The organism is Streptomyces sp. NPDC054813 (assembly GCF_053611365.1).
This window is the reverse complement of sequence record NZ_JBSHAF010000013.1, coordinates 249,403-262,398: the sequence shown is the minus strand read 5'-3', so window position 1 is coordinate 262,398 and position 12,996 is coordinate 249,403. Positions and strand designations below refer to the sequence as shown.

The 12,996-nt window shown below is 71.6% G+C and carries 15 protein-coding genes; all 15 read right to left on the bottom strand.

What is annotated here, in order from left to right; genetic code table 11:
- Positions 1 to 38 precede the first annotated feature (38 nt).
- The 15 genes from ACWGJB_RS27010 to ACWGJB_RS26940 all read right to left on the bottom strand — a co-directional run bounded on the left by ACWGJB_RS27010 (position 39) and on the right by ACWGJB_RS26940 (position 12,817).
- Complete coding sequence (locus ACWGJB_RS27010) at positions 39 to 1,160, bottom strand: DnaB-like helicase N-terminal domain-containing protein (protein ID WP_453382669.1); 1,122 nt, start codon at positions 1,158 to 1,160, stop codon at positions 39 to 41.
- Positions 1,160 to 2,428, bottom strand: coding sequence for a DNA cytosine methyltransferase (locus ACWGJB_RS27005; RefSeq protein ID WP_453382668.1), 1,269 nt, complete (start codon positions 2,426 to 2,428; stop codon positions 1,160 to 1,162). Before ACWGJB_RS27005 ends, ACWGJB_RS27010 begins: the two co-directional genes overlap by 1 nt.
- On the bottom strand, positions 2,425 to 3,297 hold the full coding sequence (locus tag ACWGJB_RS27000) for a hypothetical protein (RefSeq protein WP_453382667.1): 873 nt from the start codon (positions 3,295 to 3,297) through the stop codon (positions 2,425 to 2,427). The genes ACWGJB_RS27005 and ACWGJB_RS27000 overlap by 4 nt, the downstream gene beginning before the upstream one ends.
- Positions 3,298 to 3,320: 23 nt before the next feature.
- Positions 3,321 to 4,283 carry an alpha/beta fold hydrolase gene (locus ACWGJB_RS26995; RefSeq protein ID WP_453382666.1) on the bottom strand — a complete coding sequence of 321 codons (963 nt, stop codon included), beginning with the start codon at positions 4,281 to 4,283 and terminating at the stop codon, positions 3,321 to 3,323.
- 304 nt (positions 4,284 to 4,587) lie between these two features.
- The gene (locus ACWGJB_RS26990) at positions 4,588 to 5,526 is read right to left on the bottom strand and encodes a DUF317 domain-containing protein (protein WP_453382665.1); all 939 of its coding nucleotides are present in this window, start codon (positions 5,524 to 5,526) and stop codon (positions 4,588 to 4,590) included.
- Between the two features lie 171 nt (positions 5,527 to 5,697).
- Positions 5,698 to 5,955, bottom strand: coding sequence for a hypothetical protein (locus ACWGJB_RS26985; RefSeq protein WP_453382664.1), 258 nt, complete (start codon positions 5,953 to 5,955; stop codon positions 5,698 to 5,700).
- On the bottom strand, positions 5,952 to 6,083 hold the full coding sequence (locus tag ACWGJB_RS26980) for a hypothetical protein (protein ID WP_453382663.1): 132 nt from the start codon (positions 6,081 to 6,083) through the stop codon (positions 5,952 to 5,954). Before ACWGJB_RS26980 ends, ACWGJB_RS26985 begins: the two co-directional genes overlap by 4 nt.
- Positions 6,084 to 6,527: 444 nt before the next feature.
- Positions 6,528 to 7,127 carry a hypothetical protein gene (locus ACWGJB_RS26975; protein ID WP_453382662.1) on the bottom strand — a complete coding sequence of 200 codons (600 nt, stop codon included), beginning with the start codon at positions 7,125 to 7,127 and terminating at the stop codon, positions 6,528 to 6,530.
- 57 nt (positions 7,128 to 7,184) lie between these two features.
- The gene (locus ACWGJB_RS26970) at positions 7,185 to 8,981 is read right to left on the bottom strand and encodes a type IV secretory system conjugative DNA transfer family protein (protein WP_453382661.1); all 1,797 of its coding nucleotides are present in this window, start codon (positions 8,979 to 8,981) and stop codon (positions 7,185 to 7,187) included.
- A 357-nt stretch (positions 8,982 to 9,338) separates the two neighbouring features.
- Positions 9,339 to 9,629 carry a DUF317 domain-containing protein gene (locus tag ACWGJB_RS26965; protein ID WP_453382660.1) on the bottom strand — a complete coding sequence of 97 codons (291 nt, stop codon included), beginning with the start codon at positions 9,627 to 9,629 and terminating at the stop codon, positions 9,339 to 9,341.
- A 209-nt stretch (positions 9,630 to 9,838) separates the two neighbouring features.
- Positions 9,839 to 10,168, bottom strand: a complete 330-nt coding sequence (locus ACWGJB_RS26960; protein WP_453382659.1) for a hypothetical protein — start codon at positions 10,166 to 10,168, stop codon at positions 9,839 to 9,841.
- Between the two features lie 264 nt (positions 10,169 to 10,432).
- Positions 10,433 to 11,260, bottom strand: coding sequence for a DUF317 domain-containing protein (locus tag ACWGJB_RS26955; protein ID WP_453382658.1), 828 nt, complete (start codon positions 11,258 to 11,260; stop codon positions 10,433 to 10,435).
- A complete protein-coding gene (locus ACWGJB_RS26950; RefSeq protein ID WP_453382657.1) occupies positions 11,251 to 11,607 on the bottom strand; it encodes a hypothetical protein in 357 nt (118 codons plus the stop codon). Before ACWGJB_RS26950 ends, ACWGJB_RS26955 begins: the two co-directional genes overlap by 10 nt.
- A gap of 29 nt (positions 11,608 to 11,636) precedes the next feature.
- On the bottom strand, positions 11,637 to 12,437 hold the full coding sequence (locus ACWGJB_RS26945; protein WP_453382656.1) for a DUF317 domain-containing protein: 801 nt from the start codon (positions 12,435 to 12,437) through the stop codon (positions 11,637 to 11,639).
- Positions 12,434 to 12,817 carry a hypothetical protein gene (locus ACWGJB_RS26940; RefSeq protein WP_453382655.1) on the bottom strand — a complete coding sequence of 128 codons (384 nt, stop codon included), beginning with the start codon at positions 12,815 to 12,817 and terminating at the stop codon, positions 12,434 to 12,436. Before ACWGJB_RS26940 ends, ACWGJB_RS26945 begins: the two co-directional genes overlap by 4 nt.
- Positions 12,818 to 12,996 lie beyond the last annotated feature (179 nt).

Sequence of the window (12,996 nt, the reverse complement as noted above, 5' to 3'; positions counted from 1 at the left end):
GACCTGAGGGTGGTCCGGCCACAGGCGGTCGGTGTCAGTCAGCGGGAGATGCGCGAGGCGGACGGAGCCGTTGTTCGCGGCGGGCCAGCCCGCGGTGGCGCCGAGGCCCTGGTACGCGCGGGGCTGATCGTTGGTGCCGGCGTGCTGGCGTACTTCCAGCGGGTGCGCAGCGCGTGGAGGTCGGCCAGTGCGCGGCGGCTGCCGGTGATCAGCTGGTGGGGAGTGTTGGCCGGATCGTCGGTGTAGGCCGTGATCCGGGTGGCGACGACGCGGGCGCGGGCGAGCAGGGCGCGCTCGACGACCTTCTCGCCCCAGTACTCCGGCGAGCCGACGGGAGTGGAGACCAGGGCCATCAGGTCGGCGGGCGCGACGTTGGCGTTCAGGAGGCCGCGGTGCTGGGCCTCCCACATGACCGTGACCGGGTCGACCGGGTCGCCGCGGTGGGTGAGGGCGGTCAGGCACTGCCAGAGGGCGCCGTGCAGGGGCAGGGCGAAGTCCTCGGGCAGCAGCCAGCGCATCTCCTTCAGCTCTGCGGGGTGCGCCGTCGCGCTCGCGAGGAGGAACTGTTCCTCGTCCAGGGCTTCCTCACCGGTGTCCCGCGGGGGCTCAGGTGGCAGCGGCGTGCGGGGCAGAGAGCCGGGGTGCGGGGCGAACTGTCCGGCGAGGTCCTCCAGGAACCGGGCGAGGGTGTCGGCCTGGGCGAGGGTGGTGGCGGCCGGGTTCGGCAGCGTGGCATCGGTCGTGGCCAGGGCCAGCCGTTCGGCGTGGGCGCCCAGCGTCCGGCGGGCGTGGTCGGCGCGGATCATCCGTGCGTACGTTGCCGCGTGCTTGGGCCAGGGGCAGACCTGAATCAGGGTGTGGAGATAGGAGGCGGTCAGTCCCGGAGCCTCCGGTCGCGCGCTGTCCAGGACGGTGTTCAGCCAGGCCGGGTCTGTGAGGTGCTGCTCCGGGTCGGGCGCCGGCACGGTGCGGATCGCCGCGAACACGGTGCCGTGGGCGTAGTTGTCGAAGTGTTCCGCGTCCAGGGCGCCGATCTCGGCGAGTCGGCGCGGGTGGAGGAGGAGTGCGCCGAGCAGGGCCTGCTCGGCGTAGTGCACGGGCTGCGGCGGCGGCAGGTCGTCCAGGTCGTCGTCCTCGTACCCGTCGGTTGGGTGGGGCATCAGACAGCCAGGGTGAAGTCGTCGGGGGTGAGGGTCTTGCCGAGATGCGGGGCCAGAAGGTGCGCGGCGAGCCGGGGCGGCACGGCATTGCCGATCTGGGAGAACTGCTGGCCCTTGTTGCCCTGCCACGGGTAGTCGGCGGGGAAGGACTGCAGGACGCCGGCTTCCTGGGCCGTGATCCGGATCGGATCCGGCGCCGGGACGTTGCCGTCCGAGTCGTGCGCGGGTTCGGCGACCCAGGTGCATTCGTTGGCACGGTGGCCGAAGAACAAGGTGCCGGCGGGCTCGTTCAGGCTGCGGACCGTGGCGTTCGCCTGGTTGTTGCTGCGCAGCGACCAGGACCAGCGGTGCTCCTCGGCGGTGAAGGCCAGTGCCGGGGCGACTACCGAGCGCTTCTCCCGGGTCCCGTGCCGCCGTGCCCGACCGGCACCTTCACGGCGGGATTGCAGGACGACCCCCGAGCCGGGCCGTGGTGTCCAGGTGCCGCGGTCGCGGGCGTCGGTGAGGGTCTTGCGTGAGCCGGAGGGGAACGGCTCGGGCCCGCCTCCGGGGCCGCCGCCTGCGCAGACGGTGGGGACGGGGCGGTCGGTGGCGCCCCAGCCGAGGGCGTCGGCCATGGACACCCACCGCTTGCGGCCCGGCCCGAACAGGCTGTCCGGTTCGGTGGTCTTGGCGTGGGTGGGAGGGGGCGGTTCGGCGGTGCGGGTGCGGGAGGCGAGCAGGATTGCCCGTCTGCGGGTCTGCGGAACCCCGTAGTCGGCAGCGTTCAGGATGCCGGCCCATACCGAGAAGCCCCAGGTGCGCAGGATGGCCGCGTACTGGCGCCACAGCGGCAGGACGTCGGGGACCTCCTCCATGGCCACCCATTCCGGTTCGCCGACCGTGTTGAGGGCGTGCAGGTAGCGCATCGGCTCGGCTGCCAGCAGGGAGCGCTCGTCACGGCAGGCAGCCAGGAGGTGCCCGCGGGTGTCGCGGCCGGTGGCGAGGTCGGCGACGGCTTGGTGGACCAGTGGCTGGTCCACCAGGCCGAGGCGCTTGCCGGCCATGGACCATGCCTGGCAGGGCGGGCTCGCTATGAGCCCGGCGGTCTTGCCGAGGAAGGGCCAGACGGGGTACAGCGCTACGTCGGTGCGAATGGTCAACTGCCCTGCGGCTGCACGGGTTTTGCAGGCCCACTCGTCCCATTCCAGGCCCACGTCCCGTACGCCGAGGACGTTAAGTGAGTGGCTCCATCCCCCCGGTCCTGCAAACAGGTCCAGGATGGTCAAGAGGCCAGTCCGAAGTCGTCCTGCACTGGCGCGACTTCACCGCGGCAGGCCCACGGGGAACAGCCGTCGACGACTCCTTGCTCCAACTCCTCCAGGTCCGGTCCGCTGGCGGTGAGTTCTTGCTGCATCGCCGCCCATTCGGCGGCGGTGACGTGATCGATGGGAGCTTCGCTGAGAGGGACACGGGAGCGGTGGAGAAACGCTTCGCCGAGCAGCCTGTTGCCGGTGGCGTTGGCGCGGGCATTTCCCTTGCGGATGGCCATATCGAACTCCACTACGTCCTCCCATTCCTCTGGGGAGTTGTCGCGGATGTTGCGCCATTGGGCGTTTCCGTGGAAAGGGCACCCGAGGCAGCTCGATTTCGGGGTGTCTGCCAGGCCGAGCGACGTCAGGTAGCGGATGCAGTCGGACCGTGACCAGCCCATGTCGATGAGCGGGTGCCGGTTGCGCATGTACTTGACGTCGGCGTCCTTGGCCCGGTGGAATTCGTCGGTGGAGATGCCGACCCACTGCTCGACGAAGACGCTCTTGGGGATGCGTGTCGGATAGGGGTAGCCGAGTATTTCGCGGACCTTTTTCTTGATCGGCTTAATTTTATATTCTCCGGTACATTGGCGCCTGGTCATGCCCGGATTTCCGTCCTTGTTCAGGACGTAGAGCGGCATTGACGCAAACCTGTGGTCGGGGTCCAGGGCATCCTTGCGTATGTGTCCGGACGATACGCGGAGAATAGGTATGCCTGCGGGTCTGGCTATTTCTCGGTCCAGCCGGTCGAGATGGGAATAAACGGCTCTCGGTTCCCAGCCCGTGTCGGCGAAAATTGCGTAGTCGACCTTCGGGAGTATGCCTTGTGCGGAGAGGGCGAGCATGGCGCTGGACTGGATACCGGCGCCTAGTGAAATTGCCCGGAAGGCAGGGAGTTCGGAAATGATCGGTCCTGGGGGTGAGGAGGGTGGGGGCTGGGTTCGGCGGCGAGGCGGGCGATGCGGTTGCTGATGAGCTCGGGGTGGCGGATGGGCAGCGCGTGCGTGGTGCGGGGGAGGATTTCCAGGCGGGCGGCCGGGAGTTGGGCGGCCAGTTGCTTGGTGTGGGCGGCGGGGATGTGCCGGTCGTCCGCGCCGGCCATCAGCAGCAGCCGGTCGCCGAACTGGCTGAGCACGGTGGCGTTGCGCGGCTGGTAGCGGCGCAGGCACTGCCACAGGTCGGCGAGATCGCGGGTGTGGGTGTGGCGGATGCCGTGGCGGCACGGCGGTGGCCCGTCGGCCGGCCGGTCGGGGTGGGGCGCGAGGCTGTAGGGGTGTGTGGCGGGCAGCCGGTGCCGCACGAGGTCCACGGCCTGGGACGCGTGGGTGCAGGTCAGGGCGAACAGGCTGCGTCCGGCGGCCAGAAGCAGGGCACGCGGGCTGCGGCCGGGCAGCACGCTCGCCCCGCGTGCGGTGGCCGACAGCAGCACCATGCCCCGTACACGGGGCTGGTGTTGGGGGTGTAGGGCGGCGAGTTCCTGCAGGACGAGGGCGCCCAGGGAATGGCCGGCGAGCACCAACGGCCCGGCGGGGACGAGGTGGGTCAGGATCTGGTGCAGGTCGTCGGCGAGCTGCCGGATCGTCATCGGTGCCTGGCCGCGCGGGGTGTGACCGTGCGCGCGCTGGTCGTAGCGCACGACGGTCAAGCCCAGGCTGGTCAGGTGCCGGGCGTGGACGCGCCACAGGTCGGCGGTGACGGACGCGCCGTGCACCAGCACGACCGTCGTGCCGCCGGGACGCGGGCGCACAGGGGTGTCGCGGTAGACGGACAGGCGAGTGCCGTCCGCGGCGGAGACCGACAACACCTCGGTGTCAGAAGGGGAGTTGCGCACAGGTAAAACTCCGGAAGGGGGATCAGTAGGGCGGCAGCCGTTCGCCGTGCGGGCGGCTACCGGGAGGCGACCCCAATGGGGCGCGGGCAGTCAGCGCCATAGGGCTGTGGCCTTCGGCGGCGTGCTCGGCCGGCGGGACGGGGGTAGCGCTGCTGATGGTTGCTGGCTCGTACCCGCGGCCGGGTGGTGCCGTTGGCGTAGGAGGCGGCGAGGAGGCGCGTGTGGCGGGGTTGGTTGCGGGCTGGTGGCAGGCGAGCGCGGTGGCCTTCGGCGGCTGTGTCGCGCTGGATCCCGGCGGGGATGTTCAGCGGCGCGGGCCCGGCTTGATGGCGGGAGCAGCAATGGCGGGCGGCCGTGTCGTGGTTGACCAGCGCGGAACGCTGACGGTCGCCAGTGCAGGACCGCGAGCCGCCCGGGCACGGGCGAGGTCCCGCGGCGTGGGCACCGCCGCGGCCCGGGGCGCCGCGGGGGCGTCCGGCTTCAGCGGGCGCAGGTGGGCGTGGCACTCGCGCGGCACGCAGGCGCGTTCACGGGAGACCGGCGCCGGATCGGCCAGAGCCGTGGCGAAGGCCGCGACCAGATGGGCGGGGGTGGCGCTGTGGAAGTCGGCCTCCCACAGCGCCCGCCGCGCATCCGGGGCGGCAAGGATCCTCGCGCGCCACGCCTCGTCTCGGGCCACTGTGTGCCCGCCGAACGAGGAGGGAGGGCGGTATTCCAGGCGGGCCAGCCGGTCGGGCGAGGTCGCGGTGATGTGCCAGCCGTCCACGGTGATCTGCCAGCGGGCGCCGCGCAGGACCTCCCACACCATCTCCGGATGGTCATCGCGCTCGCGGTAGGGCTCGTCGTCCCATCGTCCCGCGGTGACGTCGGCGTCCAGGGCGGCGGTGACGGCGGCGACGATCTCGGGCGGGGTCTCGTCGGTGAAGGCCGCGGTCCACGTCGGTGGGGCGTGCAGATCCGTGCGGCAGCGGATCTGCCACAACGCGGTGGCGTCCGGCATCAGTTCGGATGCTTCCGGGACGTAGGCGACGCGGAGTTGGCTGCCCATGGTCGTGACGTAGAAGTTGCCCATCTCGTCACTCATGTCGTGCCAGTAGTGATGGGTCAGCGGGACGAAGGCGTCGTCACCGCAATAGGCACTGCCGGCGAGGTAGCCAGGGGCGACGAGGACATCGTCATCGGTACGGTCACGGCCGGTCCGCTGCGTGCGGTGCAGGCCGGGGTCGGGGCGGGGTTCGGGCACAGGGGAGTCCAGTGGTGGGGAAGAGACGGAGCGCTTCGGACAGTCACCAGGTAACGTGCGCGCCTCACCCCAGCCCGCTGCATGCGGCGGGCGGGTGACCGTGGTGGAGTTGCCGGGGCCGGCCAGGTAGACGGGGGCTGACCAGGACGCGGTCCGTCGGGGCGAAGTCGGTCATCGCGTGCGTCCCACGGCGGCCTGCTTGGTCGCAGGAGGCGTCACGGCCGCTGTTCGGGCGGGGGCCGTGGCGGGCTTGTGTTGGGCGAGGGCACGCTGGCCTTCGGCGGTGACGTCAAGGCGCTGACCCTGGTGCAGGGATGTCGTGGTGTCCACCTCGACGAGTCCTCGCTTGATCAGGGCGTTGAGGGTGGTGACGTTCACGGTGGCCCGGTCCTTGTCGATGGCCTTGAGTACGCCGTACCGGCTGATCACGTAACGGGTGCCGCCTGGTTCTGTTCGGCGTGCTGCTTCAGGTCCCGGGTGATGCCGCTGGCGAGGTAGTAGCAGCCGGTGTAGGCCAGGTCGAGCTGGTGGGCGGCGTTCGCGAGGTGCTCCGCCATGGCGGGGACCGCCTCCGCGTGCCGCGCCGTGCGCACAGCTGCGTCATCGGCCGGCGAGCTGGAGAACGGGGCGCCCGGGGGCCCGGGAATGGGGCGCCCTCCAGCGGGTTGGCCTCCAGCGTGCAGGCCAGGTCGGATGCGGCGAGACTGGCGGCCAAGACGACGGAGGCGAGTAGTTCCAGAGCCGGGCGGCTGCCGGGTATGGCGGTGTACTGGCTGCCGTCGAGGGCGGCGAGGCGGAACATGGCCTGTTGGACCAGCTCGTTCGTGTCCACGATCTTCGCCGTGAGCTGCTGCCGGGCGTCGGTGCCGGGTGTCGGGGCGAGCGAGCGGATCTCGCTGTGCAAGTCCTCGAAGTCGCTGCCGAGTTGCCGCAGTCGGGCGATCTCGGCTTGCAGGTCGATCTGGCGCATGGTGCAGTGCTCCGGGGAAGGCGGACGGTGGTCAGCGGCTGCGCCGCTTAACCTGTGTGGTGGGCGGCGGTGCGAGGGCGGCACCGGGGCGGGATGGCGTCGGCGGGATGTCCTGCCAGGTCGCGATGCCGAGGTCGATGCGCACGCTGATGCCGTCGGCGTAGAGGTGGGCCTCGGCGCGGACAACAGCGCTGAGGGCATCGCGCTCACCGAGTCCGGATGGCAGCGCGTACTGCCGCTTCGCCCCCGCTGGTATGAAGCCGTACTGGACGAGGACGGCGTCGGCCTGGCCCGTGGCCGCGCTCGCGGTGACCGCGTGGTCGGTGAAGCGGATGGTCACGTCGGGCTGGGAAGCCGGGCTTGCGCCGTGCTGGCGCGTGGTCCAGGCCAGGTCGACGAGGTCCAGGGTGTGGGCCATGAGCCCGTATGCCGCGACACCGGCGCGCTCGTGCGCGTCCTCGGCGGTCTCGGGCGGCAGGAGGTAGAGGGTGCGGCCCTGGTGCTCGCGGGCGGTGAATCCCGCGCCGGTCAGGATGCGGGCGGCGTTGCGGAGAGGGCGGTTGAGGACGAGGAAGGTCCATCCGTCGCCGGTCGAGCCGATGAAGACGTCGTGGTGGTCGGTCAGAGCCATGGTGCTCCGGAGGGTCGGGGTGCGGTGGGCGCGATCCGGGGATGTGGCGCAGCCCGGTTAGGCGGCTGTGCCGTAGTCGCCCTGTTGGGGCGCGTGCTTGGCGATCGCGCGGGCGGTGATGGCCTTCGACGCGCGGGCGGAGGCGGCGGACAGCTCGTCGGCGCCGGGCTCCAGGTACCAGGGGCGCAGGTCGAGCATGGCGGCGCGCATGCCGGTGGCGAAGCAGAGCGCGGTGCCCTTGGGCAAGGCGCGGATCGCGTCGGCGGGCAGGATCCGCTCCTGCCGCATCGACACGGAGGTCGACTTGCCGGATTCGGAGTGGGAAGTGGAGGTGGTCTCCACGTCGTGGTCGCCGATCAGCCGGGAGAGCTTGTCGGCGAAGTCCGGGTCGTCGATACCGGAGCCGATGACCTTCACGGTCGATGCGGACCACATGGCGTCCATGCCGGCGTCCCCCCAGACTTTCTGGCCCTGGCGGTAGGACTGGAGGATGGTGATCGGGATGATCCCGCGGCTGCCGAGGTGGGAGTACAGGTCCGGCAAGTCGCTGATTTTGCAGACGTTGGCGGCCTCGTCGAGGATCGCCAGCATCGGCGGGTCGAGGCGTCCGCCGGCGCGTTCGGCCTGGGCGGTCGCGGCCCGCATGACCGAGTCCGCGCACGCCGCGATCAGCGCACTGGCGCCGCCACCGCCGTCCTTCGACAGCAGGTACAGCGTGTCGGTGGACGTGACGAACTCGGACGGTCGGAATTCGGGGATGTCCTTCTGCGGGGTGACCCAGGCGGCGATCTCGCTGTTGAGGAGGGCGGCGGCGTACTGGCGGGCCGTCTCGTAGATGCCGTCCCTCGTCTCCGGTGGCCCCTCCACGGTGCCCTTCAACTGCGCGGCGACGGCGGCGAACCCGTGGTCACGGAGGATGTCGAGCGGGGTGCGGTCGGCGGGGAACGCGAGCCACTGCATTACGTCGGTGATCGGCCGGTCATCCAGAGCTGCGGCGAGGAAGAGCTGGGAGAGGATGTTGCTGCCCGCCTTGGACCAGAAGTCGCCCTGCTGGCTGGCGTCCACGCTCGCGGCGAGGAAGTGCCCGGCGAGTCGGCCCGCGCCGTCGAGGGTCTTGGCGTCGGCGAGGGGGTTCCACCACATCTCCCGTTCGGCGTGGGCGATCTGCTGGGGATCCATCGACCACGTCCGCCCGACCTGGCCGCGCGCGTCGATGGTGGCGGTGTAGGCGTCGCCTGCGGCCTTGTTGGAGGTGAGCAGGACCGGGCCGGGCGCGTTCAGGATGGAGGGGATCGCCAGGCTGGTGGTCTTGCCGGAGCGCGGCGCCATGATCGCGACGGCGACGTCTTCGTACCCCATGCGGACGTCGTGGCGGGTGCCTTGGAGGTTGCCCAGCAGGATGCCGGTGTCCTTGGCGTCGATGTGTTTGGCGTCCTTCAGGCTCGGGCGCAGGGAGCGGGCCTTGGCGGTGATGGCCTTGGACATCAGGGGCTCGATGTCTCTTTGCTTGGCCATTCCGGCGACGCGCTTCTTGCGCCCGCTGCTGCCGTCCTTGTGCCGCATGAAGAGCACGGCGGCGGTGATGCCGAGAGCGATCAGCACGGCGCCGGGAACGATGCGCGTGCCGATCAGGAGGGACGTTTCGCCCAGGCCGGGCCACAGCTGGGCGGGGTGGAGCAGGGCCTGAACGGGCTGGTAAGGGGCCCTGGGGCCGGAGGCGGTGGCCCAGGCGGTGAGGTTGCCGCCGAGCCAGGCGATGTTGGACAGGGGAACGGCGACGGCGAGGGCGCCGAGCAGGACGCGGAAGGCTATGTCGTAGCCGTCGGTGTTCGAGCTGGCGGAGGGCTGGGGCAAGAGGGCGGTTCCAGGAGGTGCGGGGGCGGGGTGGCGTGCCGGGTGACCCGTCAGCGGGTGCGGCGCGGCTTCGGTACGCGCGGCTGCCGGGCGGCAGGCGCCGGAGCGGCGCTGCCCGCGTGCCGGGCCACGGCGTGGATGTCCAGGAGTGCTTGGCCGTGGCAGGACCACTGGTAGGCGTCCCAGTTGGCGAGGATCAGTCGCGATCGCGTAGGAGAGTGGCCAGTTGCTCCAGCGGCAGTTGGCGGATTTCGTCCGGGGGGCGGGTGGTTGGGGTCAAAGGCGCTCTTGGGGCCGGGACCCGGTGCGGGGCCGGGTCGGGTGGTGAGCGGGGCGGCGGTGGTCCGCCCGGCTCTGTCAGCGGCTCCGGACTGTGGCGGGGGAAGCGGCGGCAAGGGCCGGGCCGTTGCACGTCGGCAGCGCTGCGCTGCGCCGGGCACTGCGGACGGCGGCGCGGACGGCCTTGAGACGTGCTTTGCGGGCGGCGGCGAGCTGCTCGCCCTGCGGTCCGCGCTGGTGCTGGGTGACGAGGTGGGAGTGCGGGACGTCGTACATGCCGCGCTGAGCGGGCTCGTCGCTGGCCAGGGCGATGGTGAACGCGGTGATCAGATGCCGGGGCATGTCGTCGTCGAGACAGGCGCGCCACAACCGGTCGCGACCGCCGAGCAGGGAGCGTGGCTGAAGACATGGAGATCCTTCGAAGAGTGGTTCAGCGTCCGGACGGCTGCTCGGGGATGGAGCACGGCTGGGCGTTCAGGCGCTGGACATCCCAGTGGAGGACGTGCCAGTCCGTGATCTCCTGGGCGGCCTCCCGGAGTCCGTCGACGATCTGGGGGCCTCGGGGGTCTCGGGCACGATCACCTCCGCACCGGGTTGGTTCGGCCGGTCGAGGGGGCTGCGGTCGCGGTCGGCGGCGGGGCCAGGGTTGAGGGGGCGTGCCGGGCGGCGGTGTGGATGTCGTGGACGGCGTGGCCGTGGGTGGCCCAGTCGTCGAGGCAGCTCCAGGCTTCGGCGTGGTACTCGGCGAGCGCGTCGTCGAACGTCGGGGTGCCGGGCCGGGCGTCGGCGGGGAGGCTGTCGCGGGTCTGCAGCCACTGCTCGTGCAGGGCGTCGAGCCGGTCGAGCGCGTCACGCAGGGTGCCGAGCTGCCAGATCCAGCGGTTCTGCACGGTGCGGGCAGGGAGCACGGCGAGCTGCGTCTCGGCCGTGGCGAGGAGATGGTGCGCTCCCGCACGGACGGTCTCGAATGCCTGGGCGGTGTCGGCGTCGCGCTGGCCGGCGCGGAGGCCGTAGGCGTGGTCGTCGTACGGCCAGCCGTCGAGATCGGTGTTCTCGTCGGAGTACGCGTCCCAGGCGTCGAGGATCTTCTTGCTCTCGCGCAGGTAGCAGCGGAGCTGCTTCAGCAGAGCGCGGTGGGCGTCGGGGGGTGTGGGAATGGCGGCTTCCTCGGGTCAGCGCCGGACGGGGGCGGTCGCGGTCGTCGGTGATGGTGCCGGGGCCGTGGTGGTGGCCGGCTGCTGTCGGCGGCGAGCGGCGCGTGCCCGTGCGCGCAGGGTGTCAAGTCGGCTGGTGTGCGCGGCGACCACCTGCTGCGGGGTGAGCGGGCTCGGTTCCTGCACAGCGCTGTAGTGGGCGGTGCGGTCGTACATGCCGCGCTGGAGCGGGCCGGTGTCGGTGAGCGCGGTGACGAACGCGGTCACCAGGCGGGAGGGGGTGCGGCTGTCGAACCAGGCGTGCCAGATCCGGGGGCCCACGGGATGGCCGTGGCCGGGCTCGCGGGTCTCGATGTGCCAGGACCACGTGTCGTGGTGGTCGAGGTGGCGCAGTTCGATATGGCACATGGCGTCCGGCGAGTGCGCCTTACCCGGTGGGCCCAGCAGCCAGCCCGCCGAGATCACCGCCTGCCAGGGATCCGGTTGTTCCTGCGGCGGCGGGGCGATGAGGGCGTCGGTGACGCCGGCCAGGATCTCGGCGGGGACGAGTTCGCCGAACTCGGCGTACCAGCCGGGTTCGGTGTCGGTGGCCTTGGCCTGCAGCCGCCACCAGGCGGAGGTGGCGGACTGCGGGTCGAACTGCAGGCGGTGACGATGGTCGGGGCTGCGCAGGACGATCTCTGGGCTCAGCGGGTCGGACGTGCGGGTCCATCCGGCCGCGGCCAGGCCGTGGGTGACGTGGCGGGCGTCGCCGGGCCCGGCGAGGTGGCGGGGACTGGTGTCGAACGGGATCCGCCAGGCGTGCTTGTCGGCGAACTCGGCGAGCTGACGCTCGCTCACCGGCACCGGCAGTACTCCGGCGTGTTGGAGGTCGCGCTCGTGAGCAGGGTGCGCAGATCGTCCAGGGCGTAGTGGAGGGTGTGCTGGTCGGTCTGCTCCCACGCGGCGTCACGCAGCTCCGCGACCAGCCTGTGCAGGTCGGGGGTGCGCGGAGTGTCCGGGTGGTCGAGCACGGCGCGGGCGAGGGCGCGCAGGGTGTCGCCGAGCTGGACGGGGATACCGGTGTACTCATCCAGCAGCGGCTCGACCAGGGCGAGCGCCTCGCCCGGGTCGGGGTCGTCGCGCAGGTATTCGGTGAGCCGGGACAGTGTTTCGGTGGCGGTGTGGACGTCGTCCGGGGTCAGTGCGGGCACAGGGCTCCTTGGGAACGGATTCGGACCGGTCAGCGGCGGGTGTCGTTGGTGGTGGCGTGGGGGCGGGCCGTGGTGCGGGGCCGGTTGGCAGTCCAGTTGCGGGCCCAGGTGGCGGCGCGGGCGGCTTGGACGCGGGCCTGCTGCCAGGCGCTGAGCTGGGAGGGGAGGACGGAGACGGAGGTGGTGCGGATCTGACTGCTGTGCGGGACGCGTCCGCGCGGGCGCATAACGGGTTCGGGGCTGGCGAGCGCGGTGGAGAAGGCTGGCACGAGGTGCATCGGGGTGCTGGGTGTGAACTGCGCACTCCAGCCGTTTCCCTGCTGGTCCTTGGCACCGGACCACCACATGGCATCGCCGTTGGGCATCTGGTGGAACTGCATCCAGGCGGTTCCGTCGGGGCTGGTCGCGGTGACGTGTCCGGCGTCGGGCGCAGTGCGCCAGCGCTGCTCCTTCAGCGGCGCCCACACGTTGGGGGCGTGGGCGGAGCGGGGGCGAGTGAGGGCGTCGGTCAGGCCGGCGACGATCTCCACCGGCGTCTGCCGTCCGAGGTTCGCCCACCACTCGTCCTGGTGCCCGGTCGCCTTACCGTGGATCGTCCACCCGCCCGGCAGAACATAGGGGTCGTAGGCGATGCGGACCGTGCGGTCCGGGCTCTCCAGGAAGAGCGGGCCGTCTGCCGTGGTCTTGTCCCGCCAGCCGGAGGCGCGCAGGAACTCTGAGACGTGGCGGATGTCGCCGCCGCCGGCGAGGGCGCGGGGTTCGACGAGGTAGTGCTGCTCGGCCTGCTCGCCCGGTCCCCAGCCCTGCCACTGTTTCTGCTTCTTCTTCACCGGCGCCGCCGGACGACGAGCGGTGCAGGGGCTGGAGGCTTCGCCGTCTTGGTGGCGGGCTGCGTGCTCACGTGCCGGAGGGCCTCGCGGTGTTCGTCCAGGTCCCCGCCCATGGCGTCGAGTTCGTTCGCTGCCCGGCCGAGGGCGAGCCATACCTCTGCCGGCAGTACGCCGCGTTCGGCCTGGATCTTGGCGAACACGCTGCTGGTGGAGACGAGGTGGGTGACGCCGCCGAGGACTCCGTCGTCCGGATCGAGGACGCGGGCGATGACCTGAGTGGCCTTGTGCGGGGGGAGTTGGGCGAGGTGGTCGGCGAGCTGGCCGAGCTGGCGGGTGATCTCGTCGGCCAGCCGCACCGGGCAGGGGGTGGGGTGAGGCATGCTCCTCCAGGTCGTAGTTGGTCAGTGGTGGTGGCGGTGCCCGATCCGCTGGGCCTCGGCGGGGACGGCCTCGGGGCGTGCGCCTGCCAGCGGGGAGGTGTGGTCGGGGCCGCTGGCGATGCAGGCGCGCAGGTAGTGGCGGAACAGCGCGGTCGCGAGGCGGGGCTTCAGGCGGTGCG

What these genes read in the sequence shown, in the direction of transcription:
- ACWGJB_RS26940 (WP_453382655.1), bottom strand. Translation starts at nt 12,817, where the DNA reads ATGCCTCACCCCACCCCCTGCCCGGTGCGGCTGGCCGACGAGATCACC.
- ACWGJB_RS26980 (WP_453382663.1), bottom strand. Translation starts at nt 6,083, where the DNA reads ATGGCGGAGCACCTCGCGAACGCCGCCCACCAGCTCGACCTGGCCTAC.
- ACWGJB_RS27010 (WP_453382669.1), bottom strand. Translation starts at nt 1,160, where the DNA reads ATGCCCCACCCAACCGACGGGTACGAGGACGACGACCTGGACGACCTG.
- ACWGJB_RS26975 (WP_453382662.1), bottom strand. Translation starts at nt 7,127, where the DNA reads ATGGCTCTGACCGACCACCACGACGTCTTCATCGGCTCGACCGGCGAC.
- ACWGJB_RS27000 (WP_453382667.1), bottom strand. Translation starts at nt 3,297, where the DNA reads ATGCTCGCCCTCTCCGCACAAGGCATACTCCCGAAGGTCGACTACGCA.